Annotated in this window: 11 protein-coding genes, 1 pseudogene and 1 CRISPR repeat array; of the genes and pseudogenes, 1 reads left to right on the top strand and 11 read right to left on the bottom strand. The window is 57.0% G+C overall.

Going from position 1 to position 21,550, the window contains the following annotated elements:
- The 10 genes and pseudogenes from PRZ03_RS18435 to cas1f form a co-directional block, all read right to left on the bottom strand.
- A protein-coding gene (locus tag PRZ03_RS18435) for an IS3 family transposase (protein ID WP_273601738.1) occupies nucleotides 1-1,018 on the bottom strand; the annotation gives its coding sequence in 2 pieces (ribosomal slippage) (nucleotides 1-757 and nucleotides 757-1,018; 1,019 coding nt annotated over the 2 pieces). This gene is flagged as partial in the annotation.
- 631 nt (nucleotides 1,019-1,649) lie between these two features.
- On the bottom strand, nucleotides 1,650-3,260 hold the full coding sequence (locus tag PRZ03_RS18430; RefSeq protein ID WP_273601737.1) for a Fic family protein: 1,611 nt from the start codon (nucleotides 3,258-3,260) through the stop codon (nucleotides 1,650-1,652).
- Between the two features lie 318 nt (nucleotides 3,261-3,578).
- Nucleotides 3,579-5,003, bottom strand: coding sequence for an integrase domain-containing protein (locus PRZ03_RS18425; protein WP_273601736.1), 1,425 nt, complete (start codon nucleotides 5,001-5,003; stop codon nucleotides 3,579-3,581).
- Nucleotides 5,004-6,343: 1,340 nt separating this feature from the next.
- Nucleotides 6,344-6,715 (bottom strand): annotated as a pseudogene (locus PRZ03_RS18420) (DDE-type integrase/transposase/recombinase); the annotation flags it as partial.
- A 51-nt stretch (nucleotides 6,716-6,766) separates the two neighbouring features.
- A CRISPR array of direct repeats spans nucleotides 6,767-10,574; the repeat unit is 28 nt; unit sequence TTTCTGAGCTGCCTATGCGGCAGTGAAC.
- Between the two features lie 129 nt (nucleotides 10,575-10,703).
- Nucleotides 10,704-11,270: a type I-F CRISPR-associated endoribonuclease Cas6/Csy4 gene (gene cas6f / locus PRZ03_RS18415; RefSeq protein WP_273601735.1), complete on the bottom strand. Its 567-nt coding sequence runs from the start codon at nucleotides 11,268-11,270 to the stop codon at nucleotides 10,704-10,706.
- A gap of 5 nt (nucleotides 11,271-11,275) precedes the next feature.
- Nucleotides 11,276-12,319, bottom strand: coding sequence for a type I-F CRISPR-associated protein Csy3 (gene csy3 / locus PRZ03_RS18410; RefSeq protein ID WP_273601734.1), 1,044 nt, complete (start codon nucleotides 12,317-12,319; stop codon nucleotides 11,276-11,278).
- A 62-nt stretch (nucleotides 12,320-12,381) separates the two neighbouring features.
- The gene (gene csy2, locus PRZ03_RS18405; RefSeq protein ID WP_273601733.1) at nucleotides 12,382-13,431 is read right to left on the bottom strand and encodes a type I-F CRISPR-associated protein Csy2; all 1,050 of its coding nucleotides are present in this window, start codon (nucleotides 13,429-13,431) and stop codon (nucleotides 12,382-12,384) included.
- Entirely contained in the window at nucleotides 13,428-14,705 is a 1,278-nt protein-coding gene (gene csy1, locus PRZ03_RS18400; protein WP_273601732.1) for a type I-F CRISPR-associated protein Csy1, read from the bottom strand. The genes csy2 and csy1 overlap by 4 nt, the downstream gene beginning before the upstream one ends.
- Nucleotides 14,706-14,749: 44 nt before the next feature.
- The gene (gene cas3f, locus PRZ03_RS18395) at nucleotides 14,750-18,175 is read right to left on the bottom strand and encodes a type I-F CRISPR-associated helicase Cas3f (protein WP_273601731.1); all 3,426 of its coding nucleotides are present in this window, start codon (nucleotides 18,173-18,175) and stop codon (nucleotides 14,750-14,752) included.
- Nucleotides 18,172-19,161 (bottom strand): type I-F CRISPR-associated endonuclease Cas1f, encoded by a 990-nt coding sequence (gene cas1f, locus PRZ03_RS18390; RefSeq protein ID WP_273601730.1) that lies wholly within the window; start codon nucleotides 19,159-19,161, stop codon nucleotides 18,172-18,174. Before cas1f ends, cas3f begins: the two co-directional genes overlap by 4 nt.
- A 1,625-nt stretch (nucleotides 19,162-20,786) precedes the next feature.
- On the opposite strand from cas1f, the gene PRZ03_RS18385 reads away from it, so the two are divergent.
- Nucleotides 20,787-21,164 (top strand): H-NS histone family protein, encoded by a 378-nt coding sequence (locus PRZ03_RS18385; protein WP_273601728.1) that lies wholly within the window; start codon nucleotides 20,787-20,789, stop codon nucleotides 21,162-21,164.
- Between the two features lie 54 nt (nucleotides 21,165-21,218).
- Here the strand turns inward: PRZ03_RS18385 and PRZ03_RS18380 are convergent, their stop codons facing one another.
- Nucleotides 21,219-21,362: a hypothetical protein gene (locus tag PRZ03_RS18380; RefSeq protein ID WP_273601726.1), complete on the bottom strand. Its 144-nt coding sequence runs from the start codon at nucleotides 21,360-21,362 to the stop codon at nucleotides 21,219-21,221.
- Nucleotides 21,363-21,550 lie beyond the last annotated feature (188 nt).

The raw sequence follows: 21,550 nt of genomic DNA, 5'->3' as shown, positions 1-21,550 counted from the left end.
TTGTAGTCACGCCGCCAAGCGGCAATCTCAGTCCTGGCTTGAGGCAAGGTTTGGAACCAGTGTTCGTTCAAGCACTCGTCCCTGAACTTGCCGTTGAAGCTCTCGATATAGCCGTTCTGCATGGGGCGGCCCGGCTCGATCAAGACGTGCTTGATGCCATGCTCCTGCGCCCATGCGATGAACACGCGGCTTGTGAACTCCGGGCCGTTGTCGGTTCGCACCGCAGCGGGATAGCCCCGGAACCTGGCTGCCTGATCCAGCAAGCGCGTCACGTACAAACCGCTGATCCCATAGTCGACTGCGATGTCCACGCACTCGTGGCTGTAGTCATCGGCCACGGTCAAGCACTTGATGCGCCGGCCACTGGCCAAGCTGTCCGATACAAAGTCCATGCTCCACACCTCGTTGACTTGGCGAGCCGTGCTCAGCGGCGTGCGCTCGCCGACCGGGCGTTTGACCTTCTTGCGCTTGCGCACGGCCAAGTCGGCTGCGCTGTACAGCCGATACACCCGCTTGTGATTGACGCCCGGAAACTCCGGACGCAGCAGATCGTGCACGCGCCGATAGCCGAAGCGCCTGCGCACATGCGCGATCTCCACGATCTTGGTCTTTAGCGCTTCGGTCTGAGCGCTGGGCACCGGCGGATGCCGGTAGCTGTCTCGGCTTAGCCCCACAAGCCCGCAGGCGCGGCGCTCAGACAGCTGATGTTCTTCGATCAGCTGTTTGATGGCCACTCGCTTGGCCTGTGGGGCTATCTTTTTACACCGAGCACGCTTTTGAGTGCGTGCATGTCCAGATGCGCCTCGGCCAGCAGATGCTCGAGCTTGGCGTTCTCCGCCTCCAACTCCCTCAACCGCTTGGCCTCAGACACTTCCATGCCGCCGAACTTGGCGCGCCACTTGTAGAAGGTGGCGTCCGAGAACCCGCCCTTGCGGCAGATCTCCGCCACGGCCATGCCGGCCTCAGCCTGTTTGAGGAACCCAATGATCTGTTCCTCGGTGAATTTGCTCTTTCTCATGTCCGCGATTCTCCTGAAAAGCGGACCCCTACTACTTTTGCTTGGTACGGTAGGAGGGGAGCAGGTCAATTCAGCGAACGCCAACCGGCGGGCAAGCCGCAGTTGTTACCGGTGTTTGGCAGTTTGGGGCAGCGAGGTCGGGTCAAGGTCGGCTTCTCAAGCCGACCATAATCGGGCGTCTTGATCTCTTGCTGAAGGCCTAAAATTCGAACGCGGACTCTTTTTTCAGTGCACTTTCAGTATCGCCGCTTTCAATATTCTCTATACGCCGCAGTGCAACCAGCTAGCCTCAGTCTCCGTGAAGAATTCCGCGCCGGTTTCGCGTCCCCTCAATCTGTCTAGTTTTCTTGGTAGCCTGGGCCAAATACGCCCAGCACAGCTGAAACCAGCAATTTGCATGCTGCTGGGCGACTACTGCCCGCAGTGGGTGATCTGCGCCCAACCTTAGCAGATCACCGGGCAAATATTGGCCAGCGCGGGCAATTTGCGCCCACCTTGGGCACCAAGGATGGGCCAATATCGCCCACCGTGGCCACTTTTAGCCCACCCGAGGTTCTGCAAGCACCGGCCTGGGCTAATTGCGCCCAGAGCGGACAACTTTGGCCCACTCTCCTTCACGGCGGCAGAACCGTCAGTTCTGCATGGGCCGCCCCGGCCGATATCGCTCGACAACGCTGTTGTCGATGCTGGCTTCTAAACTAAAGGCTAGTTCGACGCCGGCCGCGATCTCATCCCACACACCAGGCCGCGCTAGTACGGGCATTTCCTTGGCCAGTACATTGCTCAGAATGCCCTTGTTCTGTTCCAGCGATCGAAGGACTCGGTCTGCTTGGTGGTCGGGCATCTCCACAACTTCCTTGATGGCCAGGCGTGCCTGTTGGTGTCCTCGCATGTACTTGGACTGCTCACGCATCTGTTCGGTGATCGTGCGGCCAATGATGTTCGACATGTAAACGACGTGCGGGCCCAGGTCGGGGTATCGCCACAGCGGCAAGGCTTCAAGATCGCCATGGAAAGCGAAATTGGAGGTGACACCATCCGGATAGGAAGTCCGCGTGCCTGTGAACTCAACGTGTGCTCGAACGTGCTCCATCAGAGGTTTGGAAACCTCATCGAGCACTCGGTCATAGCCGCGGCGCTCTCCAGGGTCATCCATGATTACGGCCGAGATTGGGAGGATCACGGGGTCAGGGATTGTGCCGTCGCGCCTGAGCAGATCGTTGATGAGGAAGCGATGGACGCGGCCGTTGCCGTCTGCCAATGGATGAATGTAGACAAAGCTGAATGCAGCGACCGTGCTTCGCAGCACGGGTGATTGGCCGTTGGTGCGCTCGATGAACACCCGCAGTCCATCGAGCATGTCCGACAACTCGCGAAAGGGTGGTGCGATATAGTGGACTATCTCTTGGTACCGTAGTGTCTCGCCAACGAACACCGGTGACTTCCGGATGCCAAGTTGATTCAGACTAGTGAGTTCACCCAAGATCTCGCCTTGCAGGTTTGCAAGCAGTGCGTCCGTCAGCGGCAATTCGCCCTGACCCGTTCGCCTTGCCATGACGTCGGCGAACCGCTGAATGCGGCTCAATCGGTCTGACTCTCCCTCGATCGCGAAGCTGTTTTTCGACTCACGCAGTGTCATCCAAGCTGCCGCACGCATTAGGAGTTCCTCGCCGAACTCTTCGGTTAACTCCCCAAACAACGCGCGAACGTCAAGGGCTGACGCGTGCTGGACGGCCTCGGTCTTAACGACTAGGGGGCAAAAGCTTCGGGTTCCAGGCAAGTTGTCGTTGACGCGCCAGCGTTGCACCTTGACTACCTTGCTTGGCGTGGCCGCAAGTACCAGTTCATCGTCAACTGCGTCCACGTAGTTGCCACCTAGGCGCTCAGGTGCCTTGAGATCTGCCTTGGTCAGCCATTCGTACAGGAATGCCGCGCGCCGGGCATAGGCGCCCGTGGGTTCAGAATTGATCCAGTCCTGGATCTCGGTCGCGCCATTCCTGGCGAAGAGTCGGGCGAGGAACTCAAGGTGAGGAACCTCGTGTCGAAGGTGGAACTGCAGGTGGGACTTGAAGTCGTCGGGCGGGCGCATCGCCTCAGGGTAGGTCTCCAGGCGGAATCCGCCGTCGACTTGTGTAGACCGCCGACCGCCGATTTGGCTCATCACGGGGAGGCGCGCCATAGGCTCCACGCTGAATGTGTTCGCAAGCCATGCGGCGCCAATGGGGTCGGGCGGTGTATTCATATTGTGGGTGAATGCGCTAGAACGCTTACGACTGAGTGGTAGTGATTGCGAGTGGGGTCAAATGAACAAAAACGATTTAGATTGCATTAAAGCGATTAGAAATTATGCCAAATGCATAATTTCGATTATCGGCGATTGACGCGGGTGGGCAAGTGGGAACAGGGAGTTCTGTCCCGATAACTTGAACATTTGATATTGGGATTGCCTCAGAAAACGGGAAAATCCGACACTAAGGCTGCGTCGAAGCCGGCGGCGGCCGTTGTTACGGATACGCAAATTCCGCCCACCCGAAACCGTCAAGATGACTTGGGCGGACGCTTACGCGGAAGTGGCCGGCTCGATCTTCAACACAGGTGCCGCTACATCGAAAAGGGGGAGCGCGTGGTTGGCCCAGCGCTGCTTGGCCGAGTGCGGGGCCCGGTCAGCGACATGCACACAGACGACGCCCACCCCACATGCGTCAAGTGTTTTTTCCAGCGACTCTTTGGCGATGACTGCCTGCTCAAAGGACGTCTCCTCGTCGATGAGGAATTCCCAGCCATCTTGCTTGCCGACATTGGCGCCGTTGGCTCGTGCGCCCACCCACCACAGGTTTGAGATATGGTGGGCGTGCAAGGCGTCTTGAATGAAGGGCAGGTGCGCCTGGAGTTCGCGCCACGAATCGCGAAACCTCAGTTCAGCGGGCAGCTTCATGGCAAAAAAGCTGCCGTAGTAGGCGGAAGTGACGTTGATGCGGTTGTGGCCAAGCGCGCGTGAAATCTCAAGCCTGGCATCGCTGAACTGCCGGTAGTCCATGGCGTGGCCGCCGCGCACCGGTGTGGTGGCGCCGGTCAATTTCTCGAATTGTTCAATCGCCCATTGGGCGCGTAAGCCGTGGATGGTCACGCCAAGGCCTTTTTTGGTGATGTCCAATCGTTCCAGGATGTAGTACAGCCTGCGCCGCGACTGCACCAACGTTCTATCCGCCCATGCGGCGTGCAGTCCCCCTGGGCCCAGCTCAGCTTTGACGGACTCAATAACCTGGCGCATGAGGTCGGCGTCGAAAGTGGCGTATTTCATCTCCCGCTGCCGGCCGGTTTTGGTGCCTCGGTGAATATGCAGATGGTCGTGCTTGTCATCAAGGCCGGGGCGCAAGCGAAGTGTTTCGTTGGCGCGCAACCCGAAGGTGCGGGCGAGCTCCAACAGACGGGCTACTACGGGATCCAGAAAACGGGCTTCTGCAATGATTCTGTCCGCATCGACCCCGTTGCCTGACCATGATTTATCAACCCGCGCGATCGACTCGCGCTTGTACTGGGGGGCGAGGGCGGGGTCATTCACGTAGGTTCGAATAGGGTTGACTTTGATGCCGTGCATCTTCCAGAACCAATTCAGGACCGAAAAATTCTGGATCTGGGTGGAGATTTCGGTGCTCTGGCCGAGGCGATTCCCGCCCTCGTTCCACATGGCCAGTATTTCTGGCACATAGCGGGGAGTGAACTGGGACAAGCGCCTGAAGCCTCGGATGCGTCCTTTAAGACGCTCGATCACGGAGGTGAGCACGACAATTCGGTTGGTCTTCGTTTTCTCGGAACAGCGGCGGTTGATGTCGGCTGCGCCGACATAGCCATATCGCCGCATGAATTCGTGCAGGTCGGCCCGGTAGTCATCGCTCTGCCAGCAATTGATATTGATTTGGCCGGGGCGATCCAGCCCTGACGTGTTGCTTGGCGATTTGATGTCATCGCCGAGCTGCACACGCACGGGTGTGGCGTGAGGGCCAACTCGTTGGCCTCGGTCGGGGTTGGGTCTCCCGGCCGCCTGACGGTGTTTGGGCGCTGTGTTTTGCATGATTTTTTCAGGCGAGTCCGCACGCACCAGGGCTCGGGTGAGAAGCGCTGGTGCGTGAAGATGGCCGGATCAGTCGACGAGGTTGCATGACGATGCTGATCGCGAGGGCGATCGGCGTTAGGGAAAATGGGTTGAGGGGCTGAAAAATTTGGACGCACGAATCCACGCGAGACGGACCCTTGTGAGGTCAGCCAGGTTGAATCGAACGTACGGCGGCAAAGAAAAGAGCGGTGGCCACGCCGAGTGCCTGAGGCAAACGGTGTATCGGCCGGGGTGCGGGAGGACGCGGCACTCAGCGCGTCCTCATCGCGGGGTCAGGGTGGGCGATGTTTTTTATTGAAGCCCAGGCGCAAGGCTTGGGGCAACAAAGGTCGAGCGGTGCACTTAAGCAGTCATCAGGTCTTCTCCGTCGCGCCGCTACGCGAGGAGAGTCGAGCATGTGAGGTCAATGACCTACGAACAAGCTCGATCCCGCACTGGCACCTTGCCTAAATGGCAGTGGATGCGGATGCGGGGACCATAGGGTGTTTTCTCGGCGCCCTTTCGCCCATGCGTCAACAGACTGCGGCCAGGTCAACAGCTTCACTGGCGCGCGCCCTAATGGCGCACGCGAGGAACTGGACGGCTGGCTAGCCTGTTTCGCCGAAATACTCCTTGTCGGGAAGGCCCTCCTGAACGTCGACCGTCGTCAGGGGTCCCTATTGCCGCTGGCCTACCGTGCCCATCACAAGTTCGGTAGGAGTGCTGCGTCGATGACGCAGCACGGGCAAAGGATGTATCGAGAATTTTCGCGTGTTCCGCACTTGTGGTGCGGCCAGCCGTTGTGGCTGAGAGTGACTGATGTGTAAATTAGTGCCTTCGCGAGTTTGGACATCTGACGATGGCCGGCGCTATGCAAAGGAGGGGGAAACAAGTTCCCCTAAATAATGGATGACCAGGCTGACCTGGAGCCGCAATGATCGCTGCGGTGGCCGATGAAGGGCCGATCCATTATGTTCGTGTGGTCGCTTGAAGAGACGTGTTTGTCCCAAGCTTGACGCGCAGTAAGCGCGAGGTGAAAGCCGTTTTTGGCTTTCTCGGCACAGGGCCGCGAGTGATAGGCCAGACAAATTTTCGTCCAAGTTCTGGCAGGAGGACGGTATAAACGATTCAATTATACAACAAAGATTGAACATGAAACAGAATACGTTGGCTGATTTTGTATTTTTTCTCTTTTTTTTGACGTGGACTTCATCCGTTTTTGGAGACAAATCTCAGCTTCCGGTTTGAAGCTGTTCAAACGCCTTAGGGCTCAGCTGGCCGATGTGGCTGTGCCGGCGTTTTGAGTTGTAGAAGCCCTCGATGTAATCAAACACATCTGACTTGGCTTCACTGCGTGTCGCATAACTATGGTGCTTGATTCGCTCTTTTTTTAGGCTGGTGAAGAACGATTCTGCGACTGCATTGTCCCAGCAGTTACCGCGCCTGCTCATGCTTGGAACGAGTTGATGAGCTCGGCACCAGCGCGTGAATTCATCGCTTCCAAACTGGCTGCCCTGGTCTGAGTGGATGATCACAGGAGCAACTGGGCGGCGACGCCAAACGGCCATCATCAGCGCATCCAAGGCCAGCTCGGTCGCCATGGTTGCCTATGCGGCAGTGATCGTTCTGTAGTGCTTTTTCGTCAGTGCCACTCTTTTCTGAGCTGCCTATGCGGCAGTGAACACCTGGCAGCGCCCGCGCGGCTACTTCCGCAATTTCGGAGCTGCCTATGCGGCAGTGAACCATCGGGCGATTCGTTGAGCATCCACCAAAGCTTTCTGAGCTGCCTATGCGGCAGTGAACCCGGATGCGGCGTGGATTAATAGCAATCTGTTTTTCTGAGCTGCCTATGCGGCAGTGAACATTGACTCGCTGCTGGTGGCCATCGCCAAGCTTTTCTGAGCTGCCTATGCGGCAGTGAACTTGGCCGCGAGTGAAATGGGTAAGGGCGTTTTTTCTGAGCTGCCTATGCGGCAGTGAACCTGTTCGTGAGCACATTGGTCCTTGCCCTGTTTTTCTGAGCTGCCTATGCGGCAGTGAACCCTTGCCGGGGCTGCCAGCAATCTGCCGGAATTTTCTGAGCTGCCTATGCGGCAGTGAACCGAAGCTCTGGCGGTGCTGGAGGACCGCAGGTTTTCTGAGCTGCCTATGCGGCAGTGAACATGCGTGCCCTGCCGAAGACTTCATCCTCCATTTTCTGAGCTGCCTATGCGGCAGTGAACATGCCGTAGCTCTTGGCGAGCGCGACTTTGGCTTTCTGAGCTGCCTATGCGGCAGTGAACTGGCGCAATGCCTTGTCCTTCTTGGCCTTGCTTTTCTGAGCTGCCTATGCGGCAGTGAACAGTTGGGGTGCCGTCCGGTACTGGCCCCGTTTTTTCTGAGCTGCCTATGCGGCAGTGAACGATGATTTCCTGAACAGGGCACGCCGGTAGACTTTCTGAGCTGCCTATGCGGCAGTGAACATCGATGGGCAGAGCGAAGTGGCCGACATCAATTTCTGAGCTGCCTATGCGGCAGTGAACGGCAAGCCATCCGGTGTTTGCGATGACACCTATTTCTGAGCTGCCTATGCGGCAGTGAACCTTGTCTCGGTCAGCCTCGGGCGGGTCCTCGATTTCTGAGCTGCCTATGCGGCAGTGAACAGCAGGCCGTCAATCTGCGCATCGCACCAAACTTTCTGAGCTGCCTATGCGGCAGTGAACGACGGCTCAAATCAAGTGCCCGCTGCTCTGGTTTTCTGAGCTGCCTATGCGGCAGTGAACTAAACACGGCGCTTGCGTCTGATGCTACCTATTTTCTGAGCTGCCTATGCGGCAGTGAACAGGATGACGTTAAGGCCATCATTGACGCGCTTTTTCTGAGCTGCCTATGCGGCAGTGAACCATCGTCAAGGCCAGTTGCCCATCCTGCTGGCTTTCTGAGCTGCCTATGCGGCAGTGAACACAAAGGCGCGCAAATGCCTGATGGCCTGGGTTTTCTGAGCTGCCTATGCGGCAGTGAACAAGGCGGCCTTGTCAAAGTTGCCCGCCAGCGTTTTCTGAGCTGCCTATGCGGCAGTGAACGACGCAAGCGTAGCGAGCGGTGTCCGGCTTGTTTTCTGAGCTGCCTATGCGGCAGTGAACGTGAATTGCGAAGTAGCCTTCTTCTGCCTGATTTTCTGAGCTGCCTATGCGGCAGTGAACGACTGGCTCGCCAAGGCCGGTGCGCGCCAAGTTTTCTGAGCTGCCTATGCGGCAGTGAACTTCGACAAGATCATTCGTTGGCGACCGCCTGGTTTCTGAGCTGCCTATGCGGCAGTGAACCCAAGGGCTTGTTTACCGGCAGTTCGATCGCTGTTTCTGAGCTGCCTATGCGGCAGTGAACGCTGGGAAGAACTTTGAACTATCAGGCTGGGATTTCTGAGCTGCCTATGCGGCAGTGAACGACCGGCAGCTCGCGACTTCCCGCTTCTTCGCTTTCTGAGCTGCCTATGCGGCAGTGAACAACGAAACGTTCCCCTGGGTGCAGCCCAGGATTTTCTGAGCTGCCTATGCGGCAGTGAACCGACAAATCTGCGCTACATCGAGGCGCATCTTTTTCTGAGCTGCCTATGCGGCAGTGAACATGCTGGCGCAATTCGATCATCACCCCCGCACTTTCTGAGCTGCCTATGCGGCAGTGAACTTTGAGCCTGAGTGCAAAACAACGACCGAATTTTTCTGAGCTGCCTATGCGGCAGTGAACACTTCACATCGACACCCCAGCCGATGCCAATATTTCTGAGCTGCCTATGCGGCAGTGAACCGGGCCATCAGACAAGCTCCAATTGCTTCGACTTTCTGAGCTGCCTATGCGGCAGTGAACGCGGCAGCTTCGGCGGCCTGGCCGGCCTGGATTTTCTGAGCTGCCTATGCGGCAGTGAACACCAAGAACCGGGCCCAAACTGACGGACTGATTTTCTGAGCTGCCTATGCGGCAGTGAACAAATCATGATTGATTCACTCATATTTTGGATGTTTCTGAGCTGCCTATGCGGCAGTGAACGCACACGGTCTGCTCGGCCTCGAAATACTCGCTTTCTGAGCTGCCTATGCGGCAGTGAACCCTGTGCCGCCGGATACGAACTAGACGATGACTTTCTGAGCTGCCTATGCGGCAGTGAACTCTGACAAAGCAGCTCGCCGAGTCTTGGGCGCTTTCTGAGCTGCCTATGCGGCAGTGAACACGCGCTTAGCGTCTGCCTCTATCGCCCGTTTTTTCTGAGCTGCCTATGCGGCAGTGAACCTTTCGAGTGCGCTTTCAGGGCATCCCAAAGATTTCTGAGCTGCCTATGCGGCAGTGAACGTTGCCCCCAATTTCCAGGCGCTTCACCTCCATTTCTGAGCTGCCTATGCGGCAGTGAACCATGGTCCGCAAGTTCTGCTTCACGCCTTCAATTTCTGAGCTGCCTATGCGGCAGTGAACCCGCCGTGATTGCTCAGAGCGGGCTTCTTGGTTTTCTGAGCTGCCTATGCGGCAGTGAACCTTCAGCGCCTCAAGCTGCTCGGCCTTGTTGTTTTCTGAGCTGCCTATGCGGCAGTGAACGTGGCGAGGTCGCCGCGGTGCGCGATGAGGCTTTTCTGAGCTGCCTATGCGGCAGTGAACGGCTCATCTGGTGGGCGGCTTGGTTCGTTCCTTTTCTGAGCTGCCTATGCGGCAGTGAACGTACTTCTGCGGTGCTTGGGGTGGATTGGGTATTTCTGAGCTGCCTATGCGGCAGTGAACGCTGGCGCTCGCCAAGATGACCATGCTCAAGCTTTCTGAGCTGCCTATGCGGCAGTGAACCTTTGATGCTGCCAGGAATGGATGGTGCGTATTTTCTGAGCTGCCTATGCGGCAGTGAACGAGCGCCATTCCGTGCGAAACATGAAGCGATTTTTCTGAGCTGCCTATGCGGCAGTGAACCCGGCCACGGCGTGACCGCATGCGGGTACTGCTTTCTGAGCTGCCTATGCGGCAGTGAACTCGCAGCCTTCAAGCGTGGGCTTGGTGCCGATTTTCTGAGCTGCCTATGCGGCAGTGAACGGTTGCTGATAGCTGCCATGGTCACTCCAGAATTTCTGAGCTGCCTATGCGGCAGTGAACGGAATCGAGACGATGCCCTCATGCCGATTACTTTTCTGAGCTGCCTATGCGGCAGTGAACACGCTGAGCCTCTTTCACGTTGGTAACGATCTTTTCTGAGCTGCCTATGCGGCAGTGAACTGGCAAATGATCGCAGCTCAGGCGCGGGTCGATTTCTGAGCTGCCTATGCGGCAGTGAACAGTGGCACCTGGCAGGCGCCGGCCAGCGGGCATTTCTGAGCTGCCTATGCGGCAGTGAACGTAATCGTCCTCACCCTTGACGCACTTCATAATTTCTGAGCTGCCTATGCGGCAGTGAACATCTGCTGGCCGCCCTTGGTGAGACGCGAGAATTTCTGAGCTGCCTATGCGGCAGTGAACAAGACAAAGTTCGCAACAAACCATTGTCAGCGCTTTCAAAACCCTCATTTCAAGGCACAAACCCCTTTTCAAATGAAACCGCGCAAGTGCTTGATTTACAAACACTTGCGCGTCTGGCTAGAAAAAGGGTCAGAAGCAGGGAATGGTGGCTGTGCTGCTCAAACCGTAAGCATTGAACACACCTTGGACGCCGGCTCCTTGCGGCTCGCTAAGGTCCAGAAAGAGTCGAAAGGTTTGACCCGTGCTGGCACTGAACAACTGCACAAACGGCAGCCGCAAGAACTCGGCCGCATGATCCGGCACTCGTTCCAAGGCCTCCGCCTCGTTAAGACCATGGCGCTTCATCTGCCTGCGACGCAAGCGAGCCGGGCTGCTCTTGGCTTGCACCCGCCGCAGCGCGCGCTGCTCGGCACCTTCCGGTACGGATGCAATGGCGGTCGAGCTGATTTGCTCTTGCAAAGCCCCCAGCCAAGACCCTTCCATCAAGCGCGCGAGTGAAGCTCTAGGGCCAATCAAGCGCAAATGATCGCCGAGCCGTGCCGGGTCCTTTGCATACTCCGGAAAGCACACGCCAATCTGATCCTCCTTTAAGTCGCTCAAAGCCTTATGTAGCTTGGTAAAAAGTGCCGCCATCAAAACGTGAGGTGGCAATTCGGGGTCAGGAAGCAAACGAATGTCCAAGTACTGATGACTCATGGCGCTCAGTCCTTGCCGGCGTCACCGAACACACCACCCCGGATCAGCGTAGCCATGACAAAGTGCTGTTGCTCAGGCGCAGGCACTTTGTCCTTCAAGATCCAGCCGTCCAGCAGACTGTAAAAATCCAATTTTTCGGTCGGGCGACGACAAGCCTTGCCCAGTGTCGTGACTGAACCGTAGGGCTCAACCGCAATTGGTCCCAACTCCGCCACATCCGGGTGCCAAGTGTCGATGGTGCGCAACGCATTGCCAAGCTTTTGGGAATGAATGCCGGCCACGCCACCCACAACATAGAGCGTTTTGCTCTTACCGCTATTACCCTTGTCCAATATCAGCTCTTGCGATGGATAGACCTCTTGGGCTGCGCCTAGACGTGCAAAGGCTGTCACTTGCAGCAGCACGTGACTTTTGCCTGCCAGACCCTTCGCAAGCAGTTCACTCAATTCCAGCAAAGGCTGCGCCGACGCTCCGCTGGCATTGAATTCACGAGTTGGCACGGCCAAGGCGTCAAAGATCCAGGTCTGCGCAGCCTCCCCCTGAACCAAGTGCTGAACCTGCACCTCGACTTGCTCGGCACCTACTCGGTTACGCCACAGGAAGCGCGCATTGGCGAGGTTGTGGGCGTATCGCCCAGCCAGCTCAGAGAAGCCCAGGCCTTCGACATACCCTTGCACAGTGGCCAAGAGCTTGGCTTGATAGGCAGAGTTGTTGCAGGAGGAAGGCGTTCCCGCACCGCCCAACACCCGCAACGTGAAGGTCACTTTCAAGGTGTCGGCATCGGCAGGCAAGGTGGCCACATCGACCGTCTGCAAATTCGGATTTTCGATGGCAGCGTCCAGCTTTGCTGGATCTTGATCCTTGGTCTTAAGGCGGTTCGAGATCGTGCCGCGCACGGATTTTTCGCGCACGGAGATGGGCGCCCATTGCGCCGCGCTTCGTCGTTGACCCCATGAACCAGCAAAAAACATAGCGTCGGAGGGATCAAGCTTGCGCTCAAAGGCGAGAACGGAAGCAGTCTTCAATGCGGTGGTGTTGACAGTAGCCATGATTCAGAGTTCCTTGGAATAGAGATAGAAAATTGAATATTCAATTGGTTTTTGAGCGACGGTCAGGCGTTGGCCATTTCGGCCGGATCGGCTTCGCCGTGGGTCAAAGGTTCCGGCGGCGCGTAGTCGTTGCGGCAACGATAGATACGCTTGTCTTTCCCTTCGCCTTCCACCTGCGCGTACCAAAGCAAGTCATCCAGGCCTTTCAAGCGATGGGGGCTAACCCATTGCCCCATTGACCAGATGGATTCGACAAAACGAAAAGGCGTGTGCATATCGCGTGCGGCGGCCACTGTGCCGGGCTCGTGAAGTTCAGACAAGCCGGCATAGCCCACAGGTATCGGCACGGTCCACCCAGCACGCGGATCGGTCTCCCAGGTGGCCGTGATTTCACCCTGAGCATCCGTTGTCTGCTTTGCCCGGTGATTCCAGCGTGACAAGTCCAGCCATGCATCCAAGGCCGTCGCGGCCGGGTCGCTCGCTTGCAACTGGGTCAGCTTAGTTTGCAGCAAGTCGTCACGTGACACCAAAGCAAAACCAGGCAAGCAGCGCCTGGCCAAACGACGGAACTGCTGACCTTGCTCGTCGGCGTCGTTTGGCACCAGATCCAACGTGGGTCGCGCCGGCCGCCGCGTCGCATTTGGCAAGAGCGGCATCACGCTACCACCGGCCAAACGCATGCCCGCCACCACTTGGCTGATGTGTTCGGCCAACGCTTGACGCCGCGTGTCACTGATCTGCCCTTCGGCGAGCAATACGTCAAATACCAGGCTCAACTCCAGATGCACACGCCCTTCTTCCACAATGCCTGCCGTGCTGCCGTCTTTAAGAACCGGGTTACGGGTCAAGTGGAAGGCCCGTGTGTAGCCTTGTGAGGTGACCTGCGCCTCAAAGCCGTGACAGACGACGCCTACTGCACGGAACACGACCCCAGAACCCGGGCCTAGGCGCCGCTCCAAAGCTGTCATTAACCCCAAGAACGCCGATACCGCCGGAAATCCCCAGGTCAGGGGGCTGGAGATCGCGTTGGCGTTCTGCACCCGGATACGCGGCAACATCAGTAGCGCAGGCACGCTGGGGAGTACCTGTTCTACGCTTGTTGCGGCACTCATGCGGCCTCCCGTTCTTGTTGTTTGATCTGGTCAAGTGCTAGCTTGCGCCAGTAATAGAACTCGGGGTCCCCAACCGGTAGCGGGTCACGTAACTGGGCATTCAACCAGCGGGCAAATTCCGCAGCAACTTGGTCGGCAGCGTCATCGGTCTTGAGAGCAGTGTTTGCTGCGTCGGGATCCAGCCACAAGCGCTGGGCAGCGGGAAGGTCGCAGTCGGGGGATTGGCTCCAACCCGCAGCAAGTGTCTGCTGCTCTGCGCTGAATTGCAGTAGCTCATCAATCAGACCATTGACCCAGTCGAGGACCTTGCGTTTAGTATCAATATTGGCTGCCGGCTTGCCTTCAAGAAAACGGCGCAATGCCCTGGCCTGCATCAGCACTTCGCGCCGGCGGCCAAACACCTTGAACATCGAACTCACGCCAAGCAGCGGCCGCACCTCGGCCGATTTCCACATTGGTGGCAGGGAGGCAAGCAAGCAATTGTTGCCTCGCCGCTCACTGTTTAGCTGGCTAATGTTCTGCGGCTTGGTGCCGCCGAGTTGTTGGATGGCCAGATCCGGGTACTCGCGCACGGGGCGAGGATGGAAGGAACCTTCTTTCCGCGCTGCTCGTGCCGCCTTCGCCTCGTCACTGAAACGGTCATCCTGCAGTTGCTGGTAGACCCGATGCACTAGTGAGGTGGGATACAGCGGCGCGAGCAGATGAAAGGCTTGGTCATCATGTGCATCGCTGTCTGCCAGCCAATACAGTTGTTTGGCCTGCGAGTGGCTGCTCGGCCGTCCTCGCGGGGCTGCCAGCCCCGCAAAAGCTTGCATCAAGAGCTCAGCCTTGGCGCTGTCTTCGCTGAGCGCCGCGGCAAAGTCTTGGTCACCAGCCAGAGCAAGCTCTAACAGGGACTTGTCTTCGAGACTAAGCTTGAGGAACTTGTAGACATCAAGTGCCGCCGCATTACCGACCACATCAGCATCGTAGTTTTTGCCGAGACTGTGTGTCCCAACTTCGGTAATGGCAACCAAGCTGCCGGGTTCGCGATACAGGCTGCTGCCCTTGGCATCGGGATGTATTGGCTTGAGCGAGTGGGTGACGGCTTGAATCTGGACGACGCGGTGAGCAGCATCATCAATCCAACTTGAATGGATGAACTGTTGAAGTAGCTCAGACCGTTTTGGGTCATCTGCCGGCAGTTTCTCGAGCTTGTCGTCTCTACGTTGTTGCAGAAACTGAGCAATGACCGCTTTGATCGCGGCTATTCGCTGGGGGTTCGGTAATTGCATGGTTGTTTATCCCTGAGTATTGATATCGATCTCTCTGATTCTGGCTATTGGTCTGCCCGCCTCCTTTTTGCAAATCCGAGCGCGGCATGTGACTGCCATCCCTCGTCGTTTTCCCTCACTGAGACCTGCCCAAAGCGTTCGGCGCACCAGCGCATGGGCAAGCCCATGGCTTCGGCGAGTTCGCTCAGCTCGCGCATGTAGTCGGTCACACCCCAGGCTTGCATGCGTTCACCTTGAACCGAGCCATCGGCCATTGCTCGATGCTCGGAAAGCTCCACGGCGACATAGAGCTTCTCGCCCCTGCGGCCATTTGTGTTTTCCAGCACCCGGTGCAACACAGCGTGCTCACCGCCTTCATCAGGAAGCAACACCAAACTAATTTCATCCGGGCCGGTCTGAGCCCGAAAGGGCTGCTGCTGCGGGATCAGACCGGTCAGCAAAGCATCGCCAGGTATCGCCTGCCACCAAGTACTGGCGTTGAAAAACGGCTTGGATGCGCTAACCCCTGGCCCACGCGCATGCCGGCCGGTGGCCGGCAGTGCCGCACCGAGTTGAACCAACATGGTTTGACGCATGCGGGCATGTTCGAGATCAACCAGACGCTGCTGGGGTTGCAAATCAGCGGCGGCCGGAGCCAGGATACGTGGCCTCGCATCAACGGCGTCACAATCGGCTGTGGCCAGCAGCTCGCGCAAATCATGGCTCGCCAGTCGATAGGAGCCGCTGTTTTGCTCGAAGCCGGGCTTACAAAACGCAGCCTGCCCCGGGGCAGCGAAATGCCTAAGATTGCTGCTGAAGACATGCACATTGGGTGTACCGCCACAGGCGCCAGCACGGTGTCGGCGCACGCGGCCGAGCAGTTGGATCAGCGAGCGCATCGACGAAGGCTCCACCGCGGCCCAGTCATAGTCATGATCTCGCCCGACCTCGGTGACAGGCGAGCCCAGCACGATGAATATCTGGTCGGACTCGACGTTGCTGTCTAAGCGGGCGCGGACTTCGGGCAAGTCGAACACGGCCTCGGGCCGCTGGCGTTTAAGCGTGCTGTCGAGCTGCCGTTCAATGGCCGAGCGAATCAGCAAGGGAAATCGTGAGTGATAGACGCACAGATGAATGCGCTGCCCTGTTGCAGCCCCTAGCTTGAACAAGGCTAGAGCAACATCATGCAGGGGCTCGATATTGGCCATGCGGACCAAGCCGAAGCTGACCCGCTTGCCCGTCGAGGAGTCAATACTGTGGTGCGCTTGGTGCAGCTCGCTGGCCGACTTCAACACCAACGCAGCGAACATCTGGGCGGCCTCAAGCTTTACTTTAGGCAGGCCCTCCAAGGGCACCAACTTGAGCCGCCGACGCGGAGTAGCTGACAGTTCTGCCAATGCGGCTGCCCGTTCCTGCACAAAAGCTAGGTGCTCGCGCTCAAACGCTGCTGGGTCTGAGCAATCGGCTTGGTGCTGTTTGAACTCATCCAACCATAGAACGCAGACCTGCGGCGGAGTTTGATCAGCGCCGGGCCGTTCGCCACAGTTGGCCTGAAAATGGCTGCGCCCGTTGCGGTAGGCCTCAAACAAGCCCTGAATCAACGCGGGCGGCAGAGTCGCGGATGACAGCAGTACACGGGCGCCCAGCAAGCCAGCCCAATGCACCAGGCGGGTAAGCGCAGGCAAGTCGGCGAGGTCAAAGTCGTCCGGCTCATCCAGCACCAAGTCACCACTCATCAAGCGCAGCATCGGCGCGATCTGGCGGCCGCCGCGTTGACTCTCTGTCGCCGGGGTCAGGTGGTCAATCGTGCAGACCAACACAGGGGCGGTAAGCAAGGCATGCACATTGGGGTCGGCAATGGCGCGGCGTAGTAAGGGATGGCTGTCTTGCTGGCCCTCGAACAAGACATGGCCATCTTCATCAAACAAGTCTTGGCGCGACTCCGAGCCTGAAACTGCAGCCTGCGCCTCAAAGTGTTCAAACAAGGCGCGGTTGGCGCCACCGCCAACGCGAATGGCAAGCTCGTCATCACTTAGCCCCAACAACTCGCGAAAGGCCTGGCCGGTTTGCAGCGTGAGTGTTCGCAAGCCCATGGCGAAGGCACAGCGCATACCTAAGACAGGATCAGCCAAGCCGTACATCACCTTGGCGTTGGCCAAAGTCTTGCCGCAACCCGTGGACGCCATATTGACGACGAAGGCGCCATGCATCTCGCTTCGAGTGCGCATGCCGCCGGCCAAGTCAGCAGCCTTGTCTTGCCACCGAAAGCGCTCTTCTTGCGAACGCGCCTTGAGTCTGCGGTGCTTGCCAAGGCGCGCCAGCTTGCGCTCGAAGTTCGGCAGGAACCTAGCCACCTCGGCGCCATGTTGGGCCACGCCGAGTAGGTGCTCATCAAGTGACTGATTAGCCACGCGCGTTGTGCTGCCCTTACCAATCATTCGGGTGTTGGCCACCAACTTGCTGGCGGGAGCGACCTTGACTCGCTGCGCATCGGGCTTGCCGTCGCTACCCACTTCCAAGCTGGAGTAATGATGGTCAGCAAGCATCAAACACAGGCGAGACAAGTGCAAGGCAAACGGATTGCTCATGATGGCTGAGCCCATCGGCAAACCCGCATAACGCTGAAGCCGCTTGGCTACCCGGGCGGCGCGCTGCCGCCACTCCGGGGTGCTAACTGGCAGGCCATGCGGAAAGCTCCAAAACGGTTTGATGCTCTCCGCAGTTGCATTCTTGATCTCATCTTCGTTCCAACTTGATTCAATCCGGTTCAAGGAGCTAGAAATAAGGACCTCAGAGAATTGCTCGCCAAAGGGCAGCACAGGCAGTCTGTGATGAGTCACGACCAGCCAAGCCAAAGCTTGCGCCAATGGCGCTTTTGACAGCGCGGCGAAGGGCGAAGTACACGCGGTATGAAGCCCATCCTTCTGCAGTCTCGACCCCATCCATGAGGCCAAGTCCGCTTCTGTCGGTGTCGCCATACGTTCCAGCCAGGTGGCATCATCATCGTCACCGACGAAGGCAGCAAATAGGCGCAGGGATACCCATTCATGCCGGATGAGGTTTCGCCCCACCAACTTGCCTTCCAATCTCATCTGAAAGGCTTCAATGGCCTTGCCTATGTCATGCAAAAGGCCAGCCATATCCGTCAGCAATTGAATCAATTCGCCGCTGTGCCAATCGTTTTGATCTTGCGTACGCAAGATGTTGCGACTGGTGGTGTTGGTGGGCACGGCACCCAGTTCATTGAAGCTAGTGCGATCGCCAACCGACCACAGCAGTTCACTGTGATCCAGTGCTCGGATCCAATGGCAAGCAACAGCCGTGTTCTTGCGCGCAGTTTTGCGCAGCAGGCGCCGCAGGGTGTCGAGTCCATCCTGAGTGATGGCGGTCTGCCAAGTGCGGTCGCCCCTACGCTCTGCAAACTGATCCAAGATGCGCCGGGTCTCGGTCAGGGCGCGCTTGTCGCACTGTGAAATCAGCAGCACGTTCATGTTGATGCGGCCTGTGCTGCCTTGCCAATCTGCATGGCAGTGGCCTTGATGGTGTTGATCATGAAGTCCAGAGCCTCGCTGCGAGTCAGGGTTTCTATACAGGCCTGCCGGAACTCTTGTTCGGTTTGCCCCTTGGCTGCTGAAATGAACGCTTGCGGCAGGATAACTGCATCCTTCACCAGATCCGCGATGTCAAATACCAATCCGCCTCGCCGGGTCTTGCCGTGGAGAACCGCCAGGGAATGTGGGATACCCAAGACCCAGGCCGCAGTAGCGCCAAGTCCGTAAGCCAGGTAATTGCCATGGTCCAGAAACTGGTTGGCGGCATCCACGCTATCGCCTCGTTTTGCTCTGGTGAACTCACCGTACTGCGATGCAAGCGAGGCCATCCGGTACAACTGCTTTGTCAGTCGGGCTTCTTCCGTCAGTAGCGCGGTGACGTCTTGTGCATGATCAATGCCGCTGCGGCTCTGTGTTATCAACTGGTTCAGTTGATCCTTATCGGCAGCAAAGCCTTGATCCCTGAGCGACTTGGATTCATGCCAGTGCTGCAGCAGCCGCGTCAGCCGCGCCGTTTGGAATGATTTGGCGGCCCTGAGGCGCAATGCATCGTCGAACCAGAAGCGCACCCAATGCTGAAGATACTCGGTGGGTCGATATTCGCTTTGGGGAGGTATCCACGCTACGGCCTGTTCGGCTTCCGTGCCGGCGAACAGAGGTGTCCCGCCGCCGCCGCAAAAACCAACCATCACGCCAGCTTTCGCCAGCTCCCGCATCGCGGCTTGAGTCAAAGATGTCCCGGTGCCCAACAGCACTGTTGTTGTGTTGGCGATCGGAATGTTCCAGTACAGCGAGTGTTTGCCCTTTTCAGTCACGTACTCAACCCGGCCTCCATTGACCAAGACGCGGCAATGCTCAAGGTAATAGACATTGGCTCGCTTGGAGTGCAAGACTGACTTCAGATCGCTGGAGGGGATGTTGTCCATGTGAGTGACCAGTTGCAGAACAGTTGTTGTGTGAAGCAATTCGGGCTTCACCCTGAAATTTAGACCGCCACTAGCTCGTAGGGTGAGCTACCCAACAGCTTTTACTCACACAAGCGGTGTTTGCAACACATCACCGAAAGGCCTTTCTGCATAGACCTTTCAACAGAACAAGCTGTAGGCAAGCCCGGTTGCCGGCGTCATAGCCCCTGTTGTCGCCGACGCGAAATTGAGACACTGAGGGTTTCTGAGTTGCCTATGCAGCAGTGCCCCTATTCGCTCAGATCCTCTCAGATGTCCATTCTTTGCGGCCAAAGTGCGCGGACGTCAAGTGCACGTCCACCATGAGATTGCAGCCTAGATGGCCTGAATATGTATACGGACTCGTTGTTTCAGTGCGCTTTCAGTACTTTCGTCTTCGAGAATCTCTATATGCGGCGCTGCATGCATCTAGCCTCAGTCTCCGGCAAGAATTCAGTGCCGAAATACACCTCAGTTCCAGCCGCCAATTTTTCGAGTTTTTTGCTTGCTTGGATCAAATATGCCCGGCACAGCTGAGGCCAAAAGAATCTACACGCTGCTGGTCGAATACTGCCCACAGTGGGTGATTTGCACTCAGCCCAAGCTGCTCAATGGACACATAGTGGCCAGCGCGGGCAATTCATGCCCACCTTAAGCACCACGAGTGGGTCAATATCGTCCACTGTGGCCACTTTTCACCCCCCCCCCCGAGCTAACGCGAGAACCGGATTGGGCAAGTTGCGCCCAATCCACCCGTTGCATGAATGAGGGCAGTGCAGTACCATTATAAAATGGATGATGCATCATTTTGGACCCACCCATTTTGGTGGCTGGTTTCTCTCATAATTTTGCTGATGTGGTTACTGGGTAGTTACCTGCGTGACCATCTGGACGACTAAGACGAAGTGTCAAGGGTTTCTGGACTGTCGGCTTTGTCGAAGACACGAACAAGATCTTAAAAACTTGTAGTCTAGTTATATGGATGCTGGGGATTACTATTGGTCAATAGCAATAACCACCATCTTGGCGCTGGCATGGTTTGGTGGGTCAGCTCTGGACAGCCGGGCGAAACGAATTGAGCGAGAGAATATCGCGCAGCGTGGTACCTACCTGAAATTATTAGAGTGACGTAGGGGGTTAGAAACTTAGGCAGCATGCGACGCAGCAGCGCCAAGTGCCCTTTAATCCGGCCTAGGGTCCACATATGGGGTCCGAAAGCTGATGTTTTTTGTCGACTTCATAGGTTGTTGGCGCCCGCCCAGAATTTGACACTCGAGCCCATTTTTTGGGTGAAGCATCTCTATTCCCCAATCCATTAGTACCTATTCAGGCCATCATTCAATCGATTTGGCTCAAAGGAATTTCAAAGCGGATGTCAAAAGTGGCCCTAGTTGACGTCTGGGCCAACACCCGGAGAATTTGATGCGAAGCCTTACGAGGTAGCCCAAAAATTGCAGGGGTAATTTCGCTATCTGAGTGAGTTCATGCGCGGGAGAAGAAACCGTTCGAGTTTCTATGCCGTTCTGTGAATAAAACTCGAACTGGAGCTGTCGACGCTGAAATGGCGCCTACGAAGCTTGAAAGCAGTTCAGCTGCAATGCTAATCTGTGGCAAAATTTACTCTCCTCTTCAGTCAAGGAAAGACTCCACAATATATGGCCGCACTATCAGATTTGATTGCCCAGCGTGAAGCGCTTGATAAGGCAATTGCCGAGGCAAAAGAGCAGTCTCGAGCCGAGGGATTTGCTAAGGTCAAAAGCGTACTGGAAGAATACGACCTTACTGTAAATGACGTCATCACCAAATTTGGTTCGTCTGCTAAGGCTATTGCTTCACCCTCGGCAGGTGCCAGCCCTAAATCAAAGGTGGCAGCCAAATACATCGACAAGACCACCGGTGCTCAATGGTCTGGCCGGGGCTTGAAACCAAAGTGGCTCAAGGCCGCTATTGACGCCGGTGCAAAGCTCGAAGATTTCGCTGTCTGATCGATGCTGAGTTAAAAGAACGAACCGAAAGGCTCGTTCTTTTGTGAGTAGAACCTAGCTGATCGGCGGCAGCCATTGCCAGGCCGCCATCAAAAAACTCTGCTGTACGCCGAGATTTTTGAACACACAAGTGCGCGGTAATGAAGCCACTTGGAATTCAGGTCCAACCCATTCAACAGCTGAAATTTCAGCGACCATGGCGCCTCTTGAGATCACCTCGTCACAGAGCGCGAATGGTCGGCGTCAAACACCTGGCGTTTGACTTTTCACTGTGGGGCAAACGGTCCATTCAAGGTTGTTGAGGCCAAGCAGCAGCACAGTGCCACCAAGTTCTTCAAGAGATTCGCTGGCGCACGTGGTTCGATTGCCCCAATAGCGCGTGCAAC

This window comes from Roseateles albus, assembly GCF_028595345.1.
GTDB classification, from domain to species: domain Bacteria; phylum Pseudomonadota; class Gammaproteobacteria; order Burkholderiales; family Burkholderiaceae_C; genus Paucibacter_A; species Paucibacter_A albus.
Note: the sequence above shows the minus strand (reverse complement) of the source record. Positions and strands in the feature narration are given on the sequence as shown.